Here is a 12,448-nt window from a genome sequence, read left to right as displayed (position 1 = left end):
GGCGAAACGTTAGCACGGGGCCACCCGAAAAGACCAAACGACCCCGGCCGGTGGGAGCCCCTTGGGAACGGACCGGACCCGCGGCTGCAGAGGCGGCGGCATACGCTGGCTCGCATGAGCCACGACGACGCCGACCGCACCGCGCCGAGCACCCTCGTCCCCGAGGACGAGGTCGCCCGGATCTGCGCGGAGCTCATCCGCATCGACTCCTCCAACTACGGCGACGGCACGGGTCCCGGGGAGCGCAAGGCCGCCGAGTACGTCATGGGCGAGCTGGCCGAGGTAGGCCTCGATGGAACGCTTCTCGAGAGCGAGCCGGGCCGCGCCACCGTCGTCGTGCGCCTGGAGGGCGAGGACTCGGCACGCCCCGGCCTCGCCGTCCACGGCCACCTCGACGTCGTGCCGGCCAACGCAGCCGACTGGCAGGTCGACCCCTTCGCGGCCGAGGAGCGCGACGGCTGCATCTGGGGTCGCGGCGCCGTCGACATGAAGGACATGGACGCGATGATCCTCGCGAACATCCGCCACTTCGCCCGCACCGGCACCCGGCCGGCACGCGACACCACGTTCGTCTTCTTCGCCGACGAGGAGGCCGGCGGCACGCTGGGCAGCCACTGGCTCGTCGACCACCACCCGCAGTGGTTCGAGGGCGTCACCGAAGCCATCAGCGAGGTCGGCGGCTACAGCGTCACGGTGCCGACGCCGGAGGGCCAGCAGCGCGCGTACCTGTTGCAGACGGCCGAGAAGGGCATCGCGTGGCTGCGGCTGCACGCCCACGGACGGGCCGGTCACGGCTCGGTGCCCAACGACGAGAACGCCATCGTGCGCCTGGCCGCGGCCATCGGCCGCATCGCCGCACACGAGTGGCCGCGCGAGTACATCGCGTCCGTGCGCGAGCTGCTCGACAGACTCGGAACGATGACCGGCATCCCGGCCGGCGAGGACCTCGAGCCGCTGCTCGGCACGCTCGGCGGCGCCCAGGGGTTCGTGCGGGGCACCCTGCGCGACACCGCCAACGTGACGATGCTCGAGTCGGGCTACAAGCACAACGTCATCCCGCAGACCGCGTCCGCCGCCGTCGACTGCCGCTTCCTGCCGGGTCACGAGGAGTCGCTCATGGCCACGATCCGCGAGCTGGCGGGGGAGCACGTCGAGATCGAGGTCGTGCACCGCGACGTCGCGCTCGAGGCGCCCTTCTCGGGCGATCTCGTCGAGTCGATGAAGCAGTCGCTGCTGCGCGAGGACCCCGATGCCGCCGTCCTGCCCTACTGCCTTTCGGGAGGCACCGACAACAAGGCCCTGGGCCGCCTGGGCATCAGCGGCTACGGCTTTGCGCCCCTGCGGCTTCCGGCGGACCTCGACTTCGCCCCGATGTTCCACGGCATCGACGAGCGGGTGCCGGTCGACTCGCTGCGTTTCGGGGCGCGCGTGCTCGGCGACTTCCTCCGCACCTGCTGAGGGCGCGCCCTGCGGCTCAGGCCGTGCGCTCGACCCGCATGATGCGTCGGCGCAGCCACATCCGGCGCACGCCGCCCTCGTAGATGACGGTGCGGGACAGCTCCCACCGGCCGTACTCGGCGTGCTCGCGCACCGCCTGCCGCGCCTGGGCCTTTGACGTGTGGCGGTCGAACGTCAGGACCCGGTACTCGTACTCCGTCATCGCTGCCATTCTGACATCAACCGTGATCCCAACGAGACCGTATGCCGTTGCGTCGCGGTCACCGTGCCGCGATACCGTCGCTGGGTCATCCGAGGTCGCCGACGCCCACTCGCGTCGGCCACGGCGCGGGGGAACCGCCGGGCAGGGCTCGGCGTCAAGGGCCCAGGAGGTCACCAAACATGAAGTGGAACATCCGCCGCACCGCGGCAGCAGTCATCGTCCTTCCCGTCGTCCTGGGTGTCGCCGCCTGTGGCAAGAGCGAGACGCCCGCCGCGACCACCGGCCAGACGGCGAGCCAGTCGTCCGCCGCGGCGACGTCCGACGCGCCGGCGGCGGGCCAGCCGTACCAGGACAAGGCCTCGTTCGTCGCCGCGATGAAGGCCGCCGGCAAGAACACCACGACCGCCCACGTGACGATGGACATGGACGCGGCCGGGCAGAAGATCGCCATCACGGGCGACACGAAGATCGACACGGCCAACCCGGCGATGAAGATGTCGATGGACATGGGACCGTCGATGAAGCTCGACATGATCCTCGTCGACAAGAAGATCTTCATGAAGGGCATGCCCGGCCTCGCTGCCGGCAAGTGGGCCGTCATCGACAGCAGCTCGACGGTGGGCAAGCAGCTCGCCGAGTCACTGAACCAGGCCGACCCGACGAAGATGTACGACCAGTTCGGCGCGGCCGTGTCCGACGTGAAGTACGTCGGTGAGGACACCGTCGACGGGGCGAAGGCCTTCAAGTACGACCTGACGCTCGACACGAAGGCCATGCAGGCCCAGCTGCCGGCCGCCGACAAGACCAAGCTGCCCGACACCATCAAGTACACCGCGTGGCTCGACGAGAAGGACCAGCTGCGCAAGGTGACCTTCGACCTGATGGGCGTCAAGGCGAACATGACGATGGGCAAGTACGGCGAGCCGGTCGACATCACGGCCCCGGCCGCCGCCGACACGGTCAAGGCTCCGCTCTGACCGTCGACGACGAGCGCGGGTGAACGCACCGCCAACAACGCGTGACGGTCCCGCAGCGAGCACGGCCCGCTGCGGGACCGTTGCGTCCGCGCACGGTCCGCGGGCGGTTTGACCGCCGGGAATCACTGCCCACCGTGCGCGCGACCGACTACCGTCGAGGCATGACAGTGGATCCCCGCTCCGCCCTCGAGCAGCTGATCGCCGCCCTGGAACGACACTTCGAGGCCGCCAACGCGAGCCGGGACCCCGACCACCCGATGGTCATGGCGGCGACCCAGGACCTCGCCGAGGCGTTCGACGACTACGACGAGGCGCTCTACGAGTCGACCGAGGTCGCAACGCCGCTCGCCATCTACGGCGACGACTTCGACGGCCACGAGGACGAGGACGGCACCGAGGGGCGCGTCTACGCCGGCCTCGACTCGGACGACTACGACGACGACGACGACGACGACGACGACGACGACGACGACGACGACGACGACGACGACGACGACGACGACGATGACGACGATGACGACGACGATGACGACGACCTCGACGATGACGATGACGACGACCTCGACGATGACGATGACGACGAGCTGGACGACGACCTCGACGACGACTACGAGGACGATGACGATGAGGACGACGACGTCGAGGTGAGCAACGGCGCGGGTGCCCGCACCTGAGCCGGCCCCTACGCCGACACGTCGTCCAGCGCGGCGACGATCTCGTCCGGCAGCACCACCTCGAGGCTGGCCAGCGACGAGCGCAGCTGGGCCGCGGTGCGCGCCCCGACGATGGGTGCGGCCACGCCGGGGCGGTCGCGCACCCACGCCAGGGCCACCTCGCCGGGCTTGACGCCCAGCCCGCGTGCCGCCATCGCCACGGCCTCGGCCACGCGTGAGGACTGCCCGCCGAGGAAGCGCTCGGCGAACCCGGGGAAGTCGTCGGAGGCCGCGCGCGACCCTGACGGGATTCCGTTGCGGTACTTGCCCGTGAGGACGCCCCGACCCAGCGGTGACCAGGGAAGCAGCCCGAACCCGAGTGCCGTGGCCGCCGAGGTGACTTCGACCTCAGGCGTCCGGCATACGAGGGAGTACTCGATCTCGTTGGCCACCAATGGGATCCGAGCAGACTCGAGCAGGCTGAAGGCCCTCGCGGACTGCCATCCGGAGTAGTTTGACACCCCGACGTAGCGAGCCCGCCCTGACGAGGCGGCCCACTCGAGGGTGGAAAGGGTCTCCGAGAGCGGCACGTCGTCCGACCAGGTGTGCACCAGCCACAGGTCGACGTGGTCGGTGCCCAGCCGTCGCAGGGAGCTCTCGAGCTGCGCCATCAGGCCCCGACGCGAGACGTCGACCTGCCGCTCGCCCCGGGAGCGCGAGATGCCCGCCTTGGTGCAGATGACGAGGTCGTCGCGCGGCACCGTGCCGTCGAGCAGCGCGCCCAGGATCGTCTCGGCGTCGCCGCCGCCGTAGCCGTATGCCGTGTCGACGAGGTTGCCGCCGGCCTCGACGAACGCCCGCAGGTGGTCGCCGGCCTCGTGTCGGTCGACGGCGTTGCCCCAGAGCATGGTCCCGAGGGCGAGGGGGGTGACCGAGAGACCGGACGAGCCGAGACGCCTGCGCATGTCCCGAACGGTAGTGGGCGACGCCTCGCTCCCGCCGCCCGCCACGGCAGGCGCCACGCCGATAGCCTGCGCAGCATGAGGATCGGTGTGAACCTTGGCTACTGGGGGCGCGGGACGACGGGTGCCGACCAGGTGGCTGTCGCTCGGGCAGCAGACCGGCTCGGCTACGACAGCGTGTGGGTCGCGGAGGCGTACGGCTCGGACAGCCCGTCGATGCTCGCGTGGATCGGCGCACTGACCGAGCACGTCGGCCTCGGGTCGGCGGTCATGCAGATCCCCGGACGCACCCCGGCGATGACGGCGATGACCGCCGCCACCATCGACACGATGTCGGGCGGTCGCTTCCGTCTGGGCCTGGGCGTCTCCGGTCCGCAGGTGAGCGAGGGATGGCACGGCGTGCCGTTCCGCAGCCCGCTCGGGCGCACGCGCGACTACGTCGAGATCGTGAGGGCGGCCCTGCGCCGCGACACGGTCACCCACGCCGGACCGCACTACCCGCTGCCACTGCCCGGCGGTCCCGGCAAGGCGCTCAAGCTGTCCGCGCGACCGGTGCGTCCCGACGTCCCCGTCTATTTGGCCGCCGTGGGGCCGAAGAACCTCGAGCTGACCGGAGAGGTCGCCGACGGCTGGCTGGCCATCTTCTTCAGCCCCGAGCACGCTGCCGACCAGCTGGCCACGCTCGCGAAGGGCCGGCGTACGGGCGGCCACGGCACGGCGGAGGACCCGATGGCCGGCTTCGACGTCGTGGCGACCACGCCGGTGGTCCTCGTCGACGACGTCGAGGAGGCGGCGAACCACGTGCGGGACTACTGCGCCCTCTACATCGGTGGCATGGGTTCGCGTGAACAGAACTTCTACAACCAGCTGGCCTGCCGCATGGGCTTCGAGAACGCTGCGGCGCGCATCCAGGACCTCTACCTGGCGGGCCGACCCCGTGAGGCGGCGGCCGCCGTGCCGCTCGAGTTCATCGACGAGACGGCACTGCTCGGCTCGCCGGCTCGAGTCGCCGAGCGCATCGGCCGCTACGAGCAGGCAGGCGTCACGACGCTGGCCGTGGCCGTCGGCGGCGGAATGACGCAGGACCAGGCCCTCGCCACCCTCCACGTCGTCGCCGGGGTCGCCGGCCTCCAGCCACCGGCCGCCGGCGAGGGCGCCGGCTGACCGGACCCAGCCGGTCGTGCCTCGCGCCGCGCCCCGGCAGGCCTCCCAGCCGACGTTCTGGATAGGGTGCGACATTGTGCCGCGTGGCCGCCGGACCCTGCGGGGGGCGGCCCGACCTGTCCCTCTGCGCAGAAGGTTCTCCCTGACCCATGGCTGACCTCAGCTACCTCGACTCCGTCATCCTCGGTGTCGTCGAAGGCCTGACCGAGTACCTCCCGGTGTCCTCGACCGGGCACCTGACGATCACCGAGCAGCTGCTCGGGCTCAAGGTCGACGACCCCGCCGTGACGGCATACACCGCCGTCATCCAGCTCGGCGCCATCGCGGCGACCCTCCTCTACTTCTTCCGCGACATCGTCCGCTTCGCGGTCGCCTGGTTCCGCGGCCTGGGCAGCGCCGAGGCCCGCAAGGACCCCGACTACGGCCTTGCCTGGGCGGTCGTGGTCGGCTCGATCCCCGTGGGCATCGTCGGCTTCCTCGCGCGCGATGTCATCTCCGGCGCCCTGCGCAGCCTGTGGGTCGTCGCCGCCGCGCTCGTGCTGTGGAGCGTCGTGATGGTCGTCGCAGAACGCATCCACACCCGCTTCGAGTCACGCGGCGAGGTCCGCGGCGAGCACTCGGTGCGCCCGATGGACGGCGTCGTGATCGGCCTCGTCCAGTGCTTCTCGCTGATCCCCGGGGTGTCCCGGTCGGGTGCGACGATCTCCGCCGGCTTGGCGCGAGGCATCGACCGGGTCACGGCCACCCGGCTCAGCTTCTTCCTCGCCATCCCCGCTCTCACCGCTGCGGGCCTCTTCCAGGCGGTCCAGGAGAAGGACGGCCTCTCGGCACTCGGCATCGGCCCGGTCATCGTGGGGCTCGTCGTCGCCTTCATCGTCGCCTACGCCTCGATCGCCTGGCTGCTGAAGTTCGTCGCGAGCAACAGCCTTCTGCCGTTCGTCTGGTACCGCGTGGCGCTCGGCCTGGTCCTGGTCGTTGGGCTCGTCACGACGGTCATCTCCGCGACCTGACGCGCCGGCAACTGCACCCTCGATGCCGTCACTCGACCTGTCGGGTGACGGCGTCGCGGTGTCAGGCTGCAGGGCTGTGGCGGTGTCGTGCTCCCAGAGCCGGCTCCTACAGCCAGCCTGAGCGTTTGAAGGCCCGGTAGAGGCCGACGCAGGCGGCGGCCATGACGGCCAGCACGAGGAAGTAGCCGTAGTGGAACTCCGAGCCGCCGACGTGGACGCTGGCCGTCAGCTCGGGCATGTGGTCGAAGTTCATGCCGTAGATGCCGGCGATCATCGTCGGCACCGCGGCGATGGCGACCCAGGCCGAGATGCGCCGCATGTCCTCGTTCTGCTTGACCGAGACGCTGGCCAGGTGCGCCGAGAGCACGTCGGTCAGCAGGCGGTCGTAGGACTCGACGTGGTCGTTGACGAGCCGCAGGTGGTCGGCGACGTCGCGGAAGAACGGCATGATCGCGGGCGAGAGCATCCCGACGGGCCCACGCTCCATGAACTGCGCAAGGGTGTCGGCGAGCGGCTGGCTGGCCCGGCGGAACTCGAGGACCTCGCGCTTGAGCCGGTAGATCGTGTTGGCGTCGCCGCCCTCGTCGGAGGCGAAGATCTGCTCCTCGATGCGCTCGAGGTCCTTGCGCACCTCGCGGTCGACGACGAGGTAGTTGTCGACGACCGAGTCCATCACCGCGTGCAGCACCGTCAGCGAACCGTGACCCAGCCGGTCGGGTTCGGTCTCGAGCCGCTGGCGCACTCCGGCGAGCGGGTTGCCCTCGCCGTGTCGCACGGTGACGACGAAGCGGTCGCCGATGAAGAGCATCACCTCGCCGGTCTCGATGTCGCTCGTCGACTCGATGTAGCGCAGGGTCTTCAGCACGACGAAGACCGACGACTCGTACTTCTCGATCTTCGCTCGCTGGTGGCCGTTGACGGCGTCCTCGACGGCGAGCGGGTGCAGGTGGAGCTCCTCGTTGACGAGGTCGAACTCGGCGTCGGTGGGGTCCTTGAGGCCGATCCAGAGGAAGCCGTCCTGGGTCAGGCGCAGCACGTCGAGCTCGTCGCTGAGGTCGCCGCACCCCTGACGCCGGCCGTTGCGGTAGATGGCTTTGTCCACGATCACCTGCCTATGTGACCACGGCTCGCTGGGAGCAGTCGTGAGGTGGACGTCGACGCGGCCGTATGCCGTCCTGCGCGGGCACGCGTCTAGGCTGACGGGCGTGCCCACCGTTCTCTTCGTGCGCCACGGGCGATCGAGCGCCAACACCTCCGGCGTGCTCGCCGGCTGGATGCCCGGCGTCTTCCTCGACGAGACCGGCGAGGCCCAGGCCGCTGCGGTCGGCCAGCGGCTCGCGTCCGCGGTGCTGCCCGTCGCCGAGGTGGTCAGCTCGCCGCTCGACCGCTGCGTGCAGACCGCAGACCTGCTGTCGGCAGCGCTGCCGGGTCACGTCGCCCGCAGCGTGCACGAGGGCTTCGGCGAGTGCCGCTACGGGGCCTGGACAGGGCGTCCGATCGCGGAGCTGGCCCGCGAGGAGCTCTGGAAGGTGGTGCAGGACCGACCGAGCGAGGCGCGCTTCCCCGACTCGGCGGCATACCCGGCGGAGTCGATGGTCGAGATGCAGGACCGGGCGCTGCGCGCCGTCCGCGAGACCGACGCCCGCATTCTCGAGACGCACGGCAAGGACGCCGTCTGGGTCGCCGTGTCACACGGCGACGTCATCAAGTCGATCCTGTCGCACGCCACCGGCGCGCACCTCGACGACTTCCAGCGGATCAACGTCGACCCGGCCTCGGTGAGCGTCGTGCGCTACACGAGCCGCAAGCCGTTCGTGCTTCGTCTCAACGACGTCGGGGGAGACCTCGCGGGGCTGCGACCGCCCGAGAAGGCGGCCGCCGAGGAGGGCGACGCGGTCGTGGGCGGGGGCGCCGGTGCCTCCGACGCCGTCGGATAGGGTCGGTGCCATGACGGTCCAGGACTTCGATCCCGCTGACCGGTTCGTCGCCGGGACGGTCGGCCCGGCCGGCCAGAGAGCCTTCTACCTCCAGGCGAGCTCCGGGCCACTGGTCGTCACCGTGGGGGTCGAGAAGCAGCAGGTGTCGATCCTCGCCGACCGCATCAACGACGTGCTCGACCAGCTCGCGCCGGTCGCCGCCGTCGAGCCCGGCGAGCCGGGTGGCGTGCCCGAGGACACCGAGCCGCTCCGGACGCCGTTCGACGAGGACTGGCGGGTGCAGACGCTCTCGCTCGCCTGGGACGAAGACCGCCAGAAGGTCGTCATCGAGTGCCACGACCATGACCCCGACGACGACGACGAAGAGGCCGACGACGAGGCGGGTCCGCTCGCGCACAACTCGATCCGAGTCAGCCTGGCACCGGCCGAGGCCCGTGCCTTCGCCCGCCGCAGCAACGCCCTCGTCGCTGCCGGGCGCCCTCCGTGCCCGTTCTGCGGCAACCCGCTCGACCCCACGGGCCACGTCTGCCCGCGGGCCAATGGCTACAAGCGCTGAGCAGACGCCGTCGCCGGTCGACCTGACGGGCGAGATCGAGGTGGTGGGGCGCATCACCGACTCCTCCAACCTCGCCGTGCTGGCCACGGTGTCGACGCTGCCGGCCGGCCACGTCATCTACAAGCCGGTGCGCGGCGAACGGCCTCTCTGGGACTTTCCCGACGGCACGCTCGCCGGGCGCGAGGTCGCGACCCACGTCGTGTCGCAGCTCGGTGGCTGGGACGTCGTGCCGACGACCGTCCTGCGCGACGGGCCGCTCGGACCGGGGTCGGTCCAGCTGTGGATCGGCGACCCGTTCGACCCCGTCGCAGACGACCGGGTCGTCGACCTCGTCCCCGCGGGGCGCACCCCGGCCGGGTGGCGCGCGGTCTTCGACGGCGAGACCCCGGGTGGCGCCTCCGTCACGGTGGTGCACAGCGGCGCCGACGACGTGCGCTCGCTCGCGGTGCTCGACGCCGCCCTCAACAACTCCGACCGCAAGGGCTCGCACTGTCTGCGTGACGGCGACGGGCGGCTCTGGGCCATCGACCACGGCCTCACCTTCTCTCCGACGCCGAAGCTGCGCACCGTGCTGTGGGGCTGGGCCGGCGAGCCGCTCACCGAGACCGACATCGGTCACCTCCGTCAGCTGCTGGGTGCCCTCGAGGACGACGTCGCGAGGTCCCGGCTCGACGACCTCCTGCCCGAGGGCGACGTCGAGGCGCTGGCCCGACGGGTCACCCGCCTCCTCGCCCGCGGCGTGCACCCGTTCCCCGACCCCGACTGGCCTTCGGTGCCCTGGCCGCCGCTCTGACCGAGCCCTCCCCACGACCGACGGCGTCGCCGTTTCGCCCGGCGAACCCCTGCGGGGTCTGCCTCGTGCCGCGGGATAGAGTCTCGGGGTGAGAAGCTGGCCGATGCCGTTCATCCCCCAGGTCCCCGGCAGTGCACCCGAGGTGCGGGTCCGCGACACGGCATCCGGCGAGTTCGTGCCCGCCGCCGGCGGTGACGCCGCGACGATCTACGTCTGCGGCATCACGCCCTACGACGCCACGCACCTCGGCCACGCCGCCACCTACGTCACCTTCGACCTGCTCGGCCGCGTGCTCCGCGACAGCGGCCACAGCGTGCGCTACGTCCAGAACATCACCGACATCGACGACCCGCTGCTCGAGCGGGCCGAGCGCGACGGCGTTGACTGGCAGGACCTCGCCACCCGCGAGATCGCCCTCTTCCGCGAGGACATGACCGCTCTCGCGGTGATCCCGCCCGACGAGTACCTCGGCGCCGTCGAGAGCATCCCGACGTTCGTCGGGCCGATCGAGAGGCTCGTCGCCGACGGGTGGGCGTATGCCGTGCCGGCGCCCGACGCGTCTCGCGATGGCGGGCTCGACTACTACTTCGACGTCGCCAAGGACCCGCGGTTCGGATCGGTGAGCCACCTCGACGAGGCCGGCATGCTCGAGGTGTTCGAGGAGCGTGGGGGAGACCCTGACCGTCCCGGCAAGCGCAACCGGCTCGACGCGCTGCTCTGGCGCGCCCATCGCGAAGGCGAGCCCGAGTGGGACGGTGGCTCGCTCGGCTCCGGCCGCCCCGGTTGGCACATCGAGTGCGCCTGCATCGCCCTGGACCACCTCGGCGTCCCCGTCGACGTGCAGGGCGGCGGCACCGACCTCGTCTTCCCGCACCACGAGATGAGCGCGGCCCACGGGCGTGCGCTCAGCGGGTCGGCTTCTTTCGCCGGAGCCTTCGTGCACCAGGGGATGGTGGGCCTCGACGGCGAGAAGATGAGCAAGAGCAAGGGCAACCTCGTGCTCGTGTCAGAGCTGCGCCGCGAGGGTGTCGACCCGATGGCGATCCGGCTCGCGCTTCTTGCCCGGCACCACTCGAACGACTGGATCTGGCACGACGACCAGCTCGTCGAGGCGCAGCAGCGGCTCGACACGTGGCGAAAGGCGCTGTCGGGCAACGGGGGTCCGGTCGCCGACCAGACCGTCGACGACATCCGCGCCGCCCTCGCCGACGACCTCGACAGCCCGCGCGCGCTCGACGCCGTCGACCGGTGGGCGAGTCAGGCGCTGTCGCGCGGCGGTGACGACCCGGGCGCACCCGGAGTGCTCGGACGTGCCCTCGACGCCCTCCTCGGCGTCCGCCTCTGACCGACGCCGACCTGCCTGCAGATCAGTCGGCGGCAGGTGCTGCCCTGACGACATCCCATGCAGACTGATCTGCAGGCTGATGGGTTTTCAGATCTGTCTGCGGATCAGTCGGCGGTAGGTGCTGTCCTGACGACATCCCATGCAGACTGATCTGCAGGCTGATGGGTTTTCGGATCTGTCTGCGGATCAGTCGGCGGGAGGTGCTGCCCTGACGACATGACATGCAGACTGATCTGCAGGCTGATCGTCGCCACCCGGCATATGTGAGCGGGCTGACCTGCCGCCGGGTCAGCGGCCGGTCTGGTCGTCGTCGCGGCCACGCAGGTAGCGCTCGAACTCGCGGGCGATCGCGTCACCGCTGGCCTCCGGCAGCTCTGCGGTGTCCTGGGCCTCCTCGAGTGACTGGACGTACTCGGCGACCTCCTCGTCGGACTGCGCGAGCTCGTCGACGCCGCGCTCCCAGGCGCGGGCGTTCTCCTCGAGGTCGCCGTGCGGCACGGTGATGCCGAGCAGCGACTCGAGGCGGCGCAGCAGGCTCAGGGTCGCCTTGGGCGACGGAGCGGCCCCGGCGTAGTGCGGCACGGCCGCCCATGCGGAGACCGTCGGGATGCCGCTGTCGCTGGCGGTGTTGCTCAGCACTCCGACGATGCCGGTCGGCCCTTCATAGCGCGACGCCTCGACGTCGAAGCGGTGGATGGCCGCCTCGTCCTCGGCCGTGGCAGTCACCGGGATGGGTCGGGTGTGCGGCACGTCGGCGAGGAGCGCACCGATCGTGACGATGGTCGTGACGCCGAGCTGCTCGGCGAGCTCGAGCAGCTCGATGGAGAACGCGCGCCAGCGCATCGACGGCTCGATGCCCTGCACGAGCACGACGTCACGGCCGACGCCCGTCTCGGTGGCGACGAGGATGCGCGTGGTCGGCCACGACAGCATGCGCCGGCCGTCCTCGAGGGAGACCCGGGGCCGGTTGACCTGGAAGTCGTAGTACTCCTCGGGGTCGAACGCGGCCACGACCTCGGCGTCCCAGACCTCGGCGAGGTGCCGGACGGCGCTCGTGGCGGCCTCGCCGGCGTCGTTCCAGCCTTCGAAGGCCGCGATGAGCACCGGGTTGGTCAGCTCCGGCACGTCCTCGAACTCCAGCACGTCATCTCCTTCACCGTGGCCGCCCTCGCGTCCACACCTTCAGCCTAGGACCTGCCGCCCCACGGCGCGGGAGTCGCTGGGGTTGCCGGGCGTGCCGCCGTATGCCGGTGGGCCGGCTCCGATCCGGAGCGGCGTCGTCGCGCGCCGGCCGGGGTGCCCGCACTGCGGGCGGAAGAGCATGCGACGCGTGAGGTCCGTAGAATCAGGGCGGTCCCGTCCCACGGCGCACACCCCGCGCCGCAGAGAGG

At 71.0% G+C, this 12,448-nt stretch carries 14 protein-coding genes; 9 read left to right on the top strand and 5 right to left on the bottom strand.

Going from position 1 to position 12,448, the window contains the following annotated elements; all coding sequences use genetic code 11:
- Positions 1–114 precede the first annotated feature (114 nt).
- Positions 115–1,458, top strand: coding sequence for a M20/M25/M40 family metallo-hydrolase (locus AB4091_RS12405; protein WP_442292053.1), 1,344 nt, complete (start codon positions 115–117; stop codon positions 1,456–1,458).
- A 16-nt stretch (positions 1,459–1,474) separates the two neighbouring features.
- On the opposite strand, the gene AB4091_RS12400 is transcribed toward AB4091_RS12405, so the two are convergent.
- Entirely contained in the window at positions 1,475–1,660 is a 186-nt protein-coding gene (locus AB4091_RS12400) for a DUF5703 family protein (RefSeq protein WP_034770947.1), read from the bottom strand.
- A 179-nt stretch (positions 1,661–1,839) separates the two neighbouring features.
- On the opposite strand from AB4091_RS12400, the gene AB4091_RS12395 reads away from it, so the two are divergent.
- Positions 1,840–2,637, top strand: coding sequence for an LppX_LprAFG lipoprotein (locus AB4091_RS12395; protein WP_442292052.1), 798 nt, complete (start codon positions 1,840–1,842; stop codon positions 2,635–2,637).
- 161 nt (positions 2,638–2,798) lie between these two features.
- Positions 2,799–3,311, top strand: coding sequence for a hypothetical protein (locus AB4091_RS12390; protein WP_442292051.1), 513 nt, complete (start codon positions 2,799–2,801; stop codon positions 3,309–3,311).
- Between the two features lie 8 nt (positions 3,312–3,319).
- On the opposite strand, the gene AB4091_RS12385 is transcribed toward AB4091_RS12390, so the two are convergent.
- Entirely contained in the window at positions 3,320–4,255 is a 936-nt protein-coding gene (locus AB4091_RS12385; RefSeq protein WP_442292050.1) for an aldo/keto reductase, read from the bottom strand.
- Between the two features lie 75 nt (positions 4,256–4,330).
- Between AB4091_RS12385 and AB4091_RS12380 the strand changes: the two genes are divergently transcribed.
- Together AB4091_RS12380 and AB4091_RS12375 are read left to right on the top strand one after the other, a co-directional pair.
- Positions 4,331–5,416, top strand: coding sequence for an LLM class F420-dependent oxidoreductase (locus AB4091_RS12380; protein WP_442292049.1), 1,086 nt, complete (start codon positions 4,331–4,333; stop codon positions 5,414–5,416).
- A 149-nt stretch (positions 5,417–5,565) separates the two neighbouring features.
- Entirely contained in the window at positions 5,566–6,426 is an 861-nt protein-coding gene (locus tag AB4091_RS12375; protein ID WP_442292048.1) for an undecaprenyl-diphosphate phosphatase, read from the top strand.
- Between the two features lie 106 nt (positions 6,427–6,532).
- On the opposite strand, the gene corA is transcribed toward AB4091_RS12375, so the two are convergent.
- Positions 6,533–7,534 (bottom strand): magnesium/cobalt transporter CorA, encoded by a 1,002-nt coding sequence (gene corA, locus AB4091_RS12370; RefSeq protein WP_442292047.1) that lies wholly within the window; start codon positions 7,532–7,534, stop codon positions 6,533–6,535.
- 97 nt (positions 7,535–7,631) lie between these two features.
- On the opposite strand from corA, the gene AB4091_RS12365 reads away from it, so the two are divergent.
- The 4 genes from AB4091_RS12365 to mshC all read left to right on the top strand — a co-directional run bounded on the left by AB4091_RS12365 (position 7,632) and on the right by mshC (position 11,057).
- Complete coding sequence (locus tag AB4091_RS12365; RefSeq protein ID WP_442292046.1) at positions 7,632–8,363, top strand: MSMEG_4193 family putative phosphomutase; 732 nt, start codon at positions 7,632–7,634, stop codon at positions 8,361–8,363.
- Between the two features lie 10 nt (positions 8,364–8,373).
- A complete protein-coding gene (locus AB4091_RS12360) occupies positions 8,374–8,919 on the top strand; it encodes a DUF3090 domain-containing protein (protein ID WP_442292045.1) in 546 nt (181 codons plus the stop codon).
- Entirely contained in the window at positions 8,903–9,712 is an 810-nt protein-coding gene (locus tag AB4091_RS12355; protein ID WP_442292044.1) for an SCO1664 family protein, read from the top strand. The genes AB4091_RS12360 and AB4091_RS12355 overlap by 17 nt, the downstream gene beginning before the upstream one ends.
- 88 nt (positions 9,713–9,800) lie before the next feature.
- A complete protein-coding gene (gene mshC, locus AB4091_RS12350; protein WP_442292043.1) occupies positions 9,801–11,057 on the top strand; it encodes a cysteine--1-D-myo-inosityl 2-amino-2-deoxy-alpha-D-glucopyranoside ligase in 1,257 nt (418 codons plus the stop codon).
- Positions 11,058–11,345: 288 nt separating this feature from the next.
- On the opposite strand, the gene AB4091_RS12345 is transcribed toward mshC, so the two are convergent.
- Both AB4091_RS12345 and AB4091_RS12340 read right to left on the bottom strand, forming a co-directional pair.
- Positions 11,346–12,200, bottom strand: a complete 855-nt coding sequence (locus tag AB4091_RS12345) for a PAC2 family protein (RefSeq protein WP_442292042.1) — start codon at positions 12,198–12,200, stop codon at positions 11,346–11,348.
- 39 nt (positions 12,201–12,239) lie between these two features.
- Positions 12,240–12,422: a hypothetical protein gene (locus tag AB4091_RS12340; protein ID WP_442292041.1), complete on the bottom strand. Its 183-nt coding sequence runs from the start codon at positions 12,420–12,422 to the stop codon at positions 12,240–12,242.
- Between the last annotated feature and the right edge of the window lie 26 nt (positions 12,423–12,448).

This window comes from Terrabacter sp. 2RAF25, from assembly GCF_052115265.1.
Lineage (GTDB): Bacteria > Actinomycetota > Actinomycetes > Actinomycetales > Dermatophilaceae > Terrabacter.
Note: the sequence above shows the minus strand (reverse complement) of the source record. Positions and strands in the feature narration are given on the sequence as shown.

Coding starts and splice junctions, on each gene's coding strand:
- AB4091_RS12360 (WP_442292045.1), top strand. CDS start 8,374: ATGACGGTCCAGGACTTCGATCCCGCTGACCGGTTCGTCGCCGGGACG.
- AB4091_RS12355 (WP_442292044.1), top strand. CDS start 8,903: ATGGCTACAAGCGCTGAGCAGACGCCGTCGCCGGTCGACCTGACGGGC.
- AB4091_RS12395 (WP_442292052.1), top strand. CDS start 1,840: ATGAAGTGGAACATCCGCCGCACCGCGGCAGCAGTCATCGTCCTTCCC.
- AB4091_RS12390 (WP_442292051.1), top strand. CDS start 2,799: ATGACAGTGGATCCCCGCTCCGCCCTCGAGCAGCTGATCGCCGCCCTG.
- AB4091_RS12385 (WP_442292050.1), bottom strand. CDS start 4,255: ATGCGCAGGCGTCTCGGCTCGTCCGGTCTCTCGGTCACCCCCCTCGCC.
- AB4091_RS12380 (WP_442292049.1), top strand. CDS start 4,331: ATGAGGATCGGTGTGAACCTTGGCTACTGGGGGCGCGGGACGACGGGT.
- AB4091_RS12405 (WP_442292053.1), top strand. CDS start 115: ATGAGCCACGACGACGCCGACCGCACCGCGCCGAGCACCCTCGTCCCC.
- AB4091_RS12375 (WP_442292048.1), top strand. CDS start 5,566: ATGGCTGACCTCAGCTACCTCGACTCCGTCATCCTCGGTGTCGTCGAA.
- AB4091_RS12400 (WP_034770947.1), bottom strand. CDS start 1,660: ATGACGGAGTACGAGTACCGGGTCCTGACGTTCGACCGCCACACGTCA.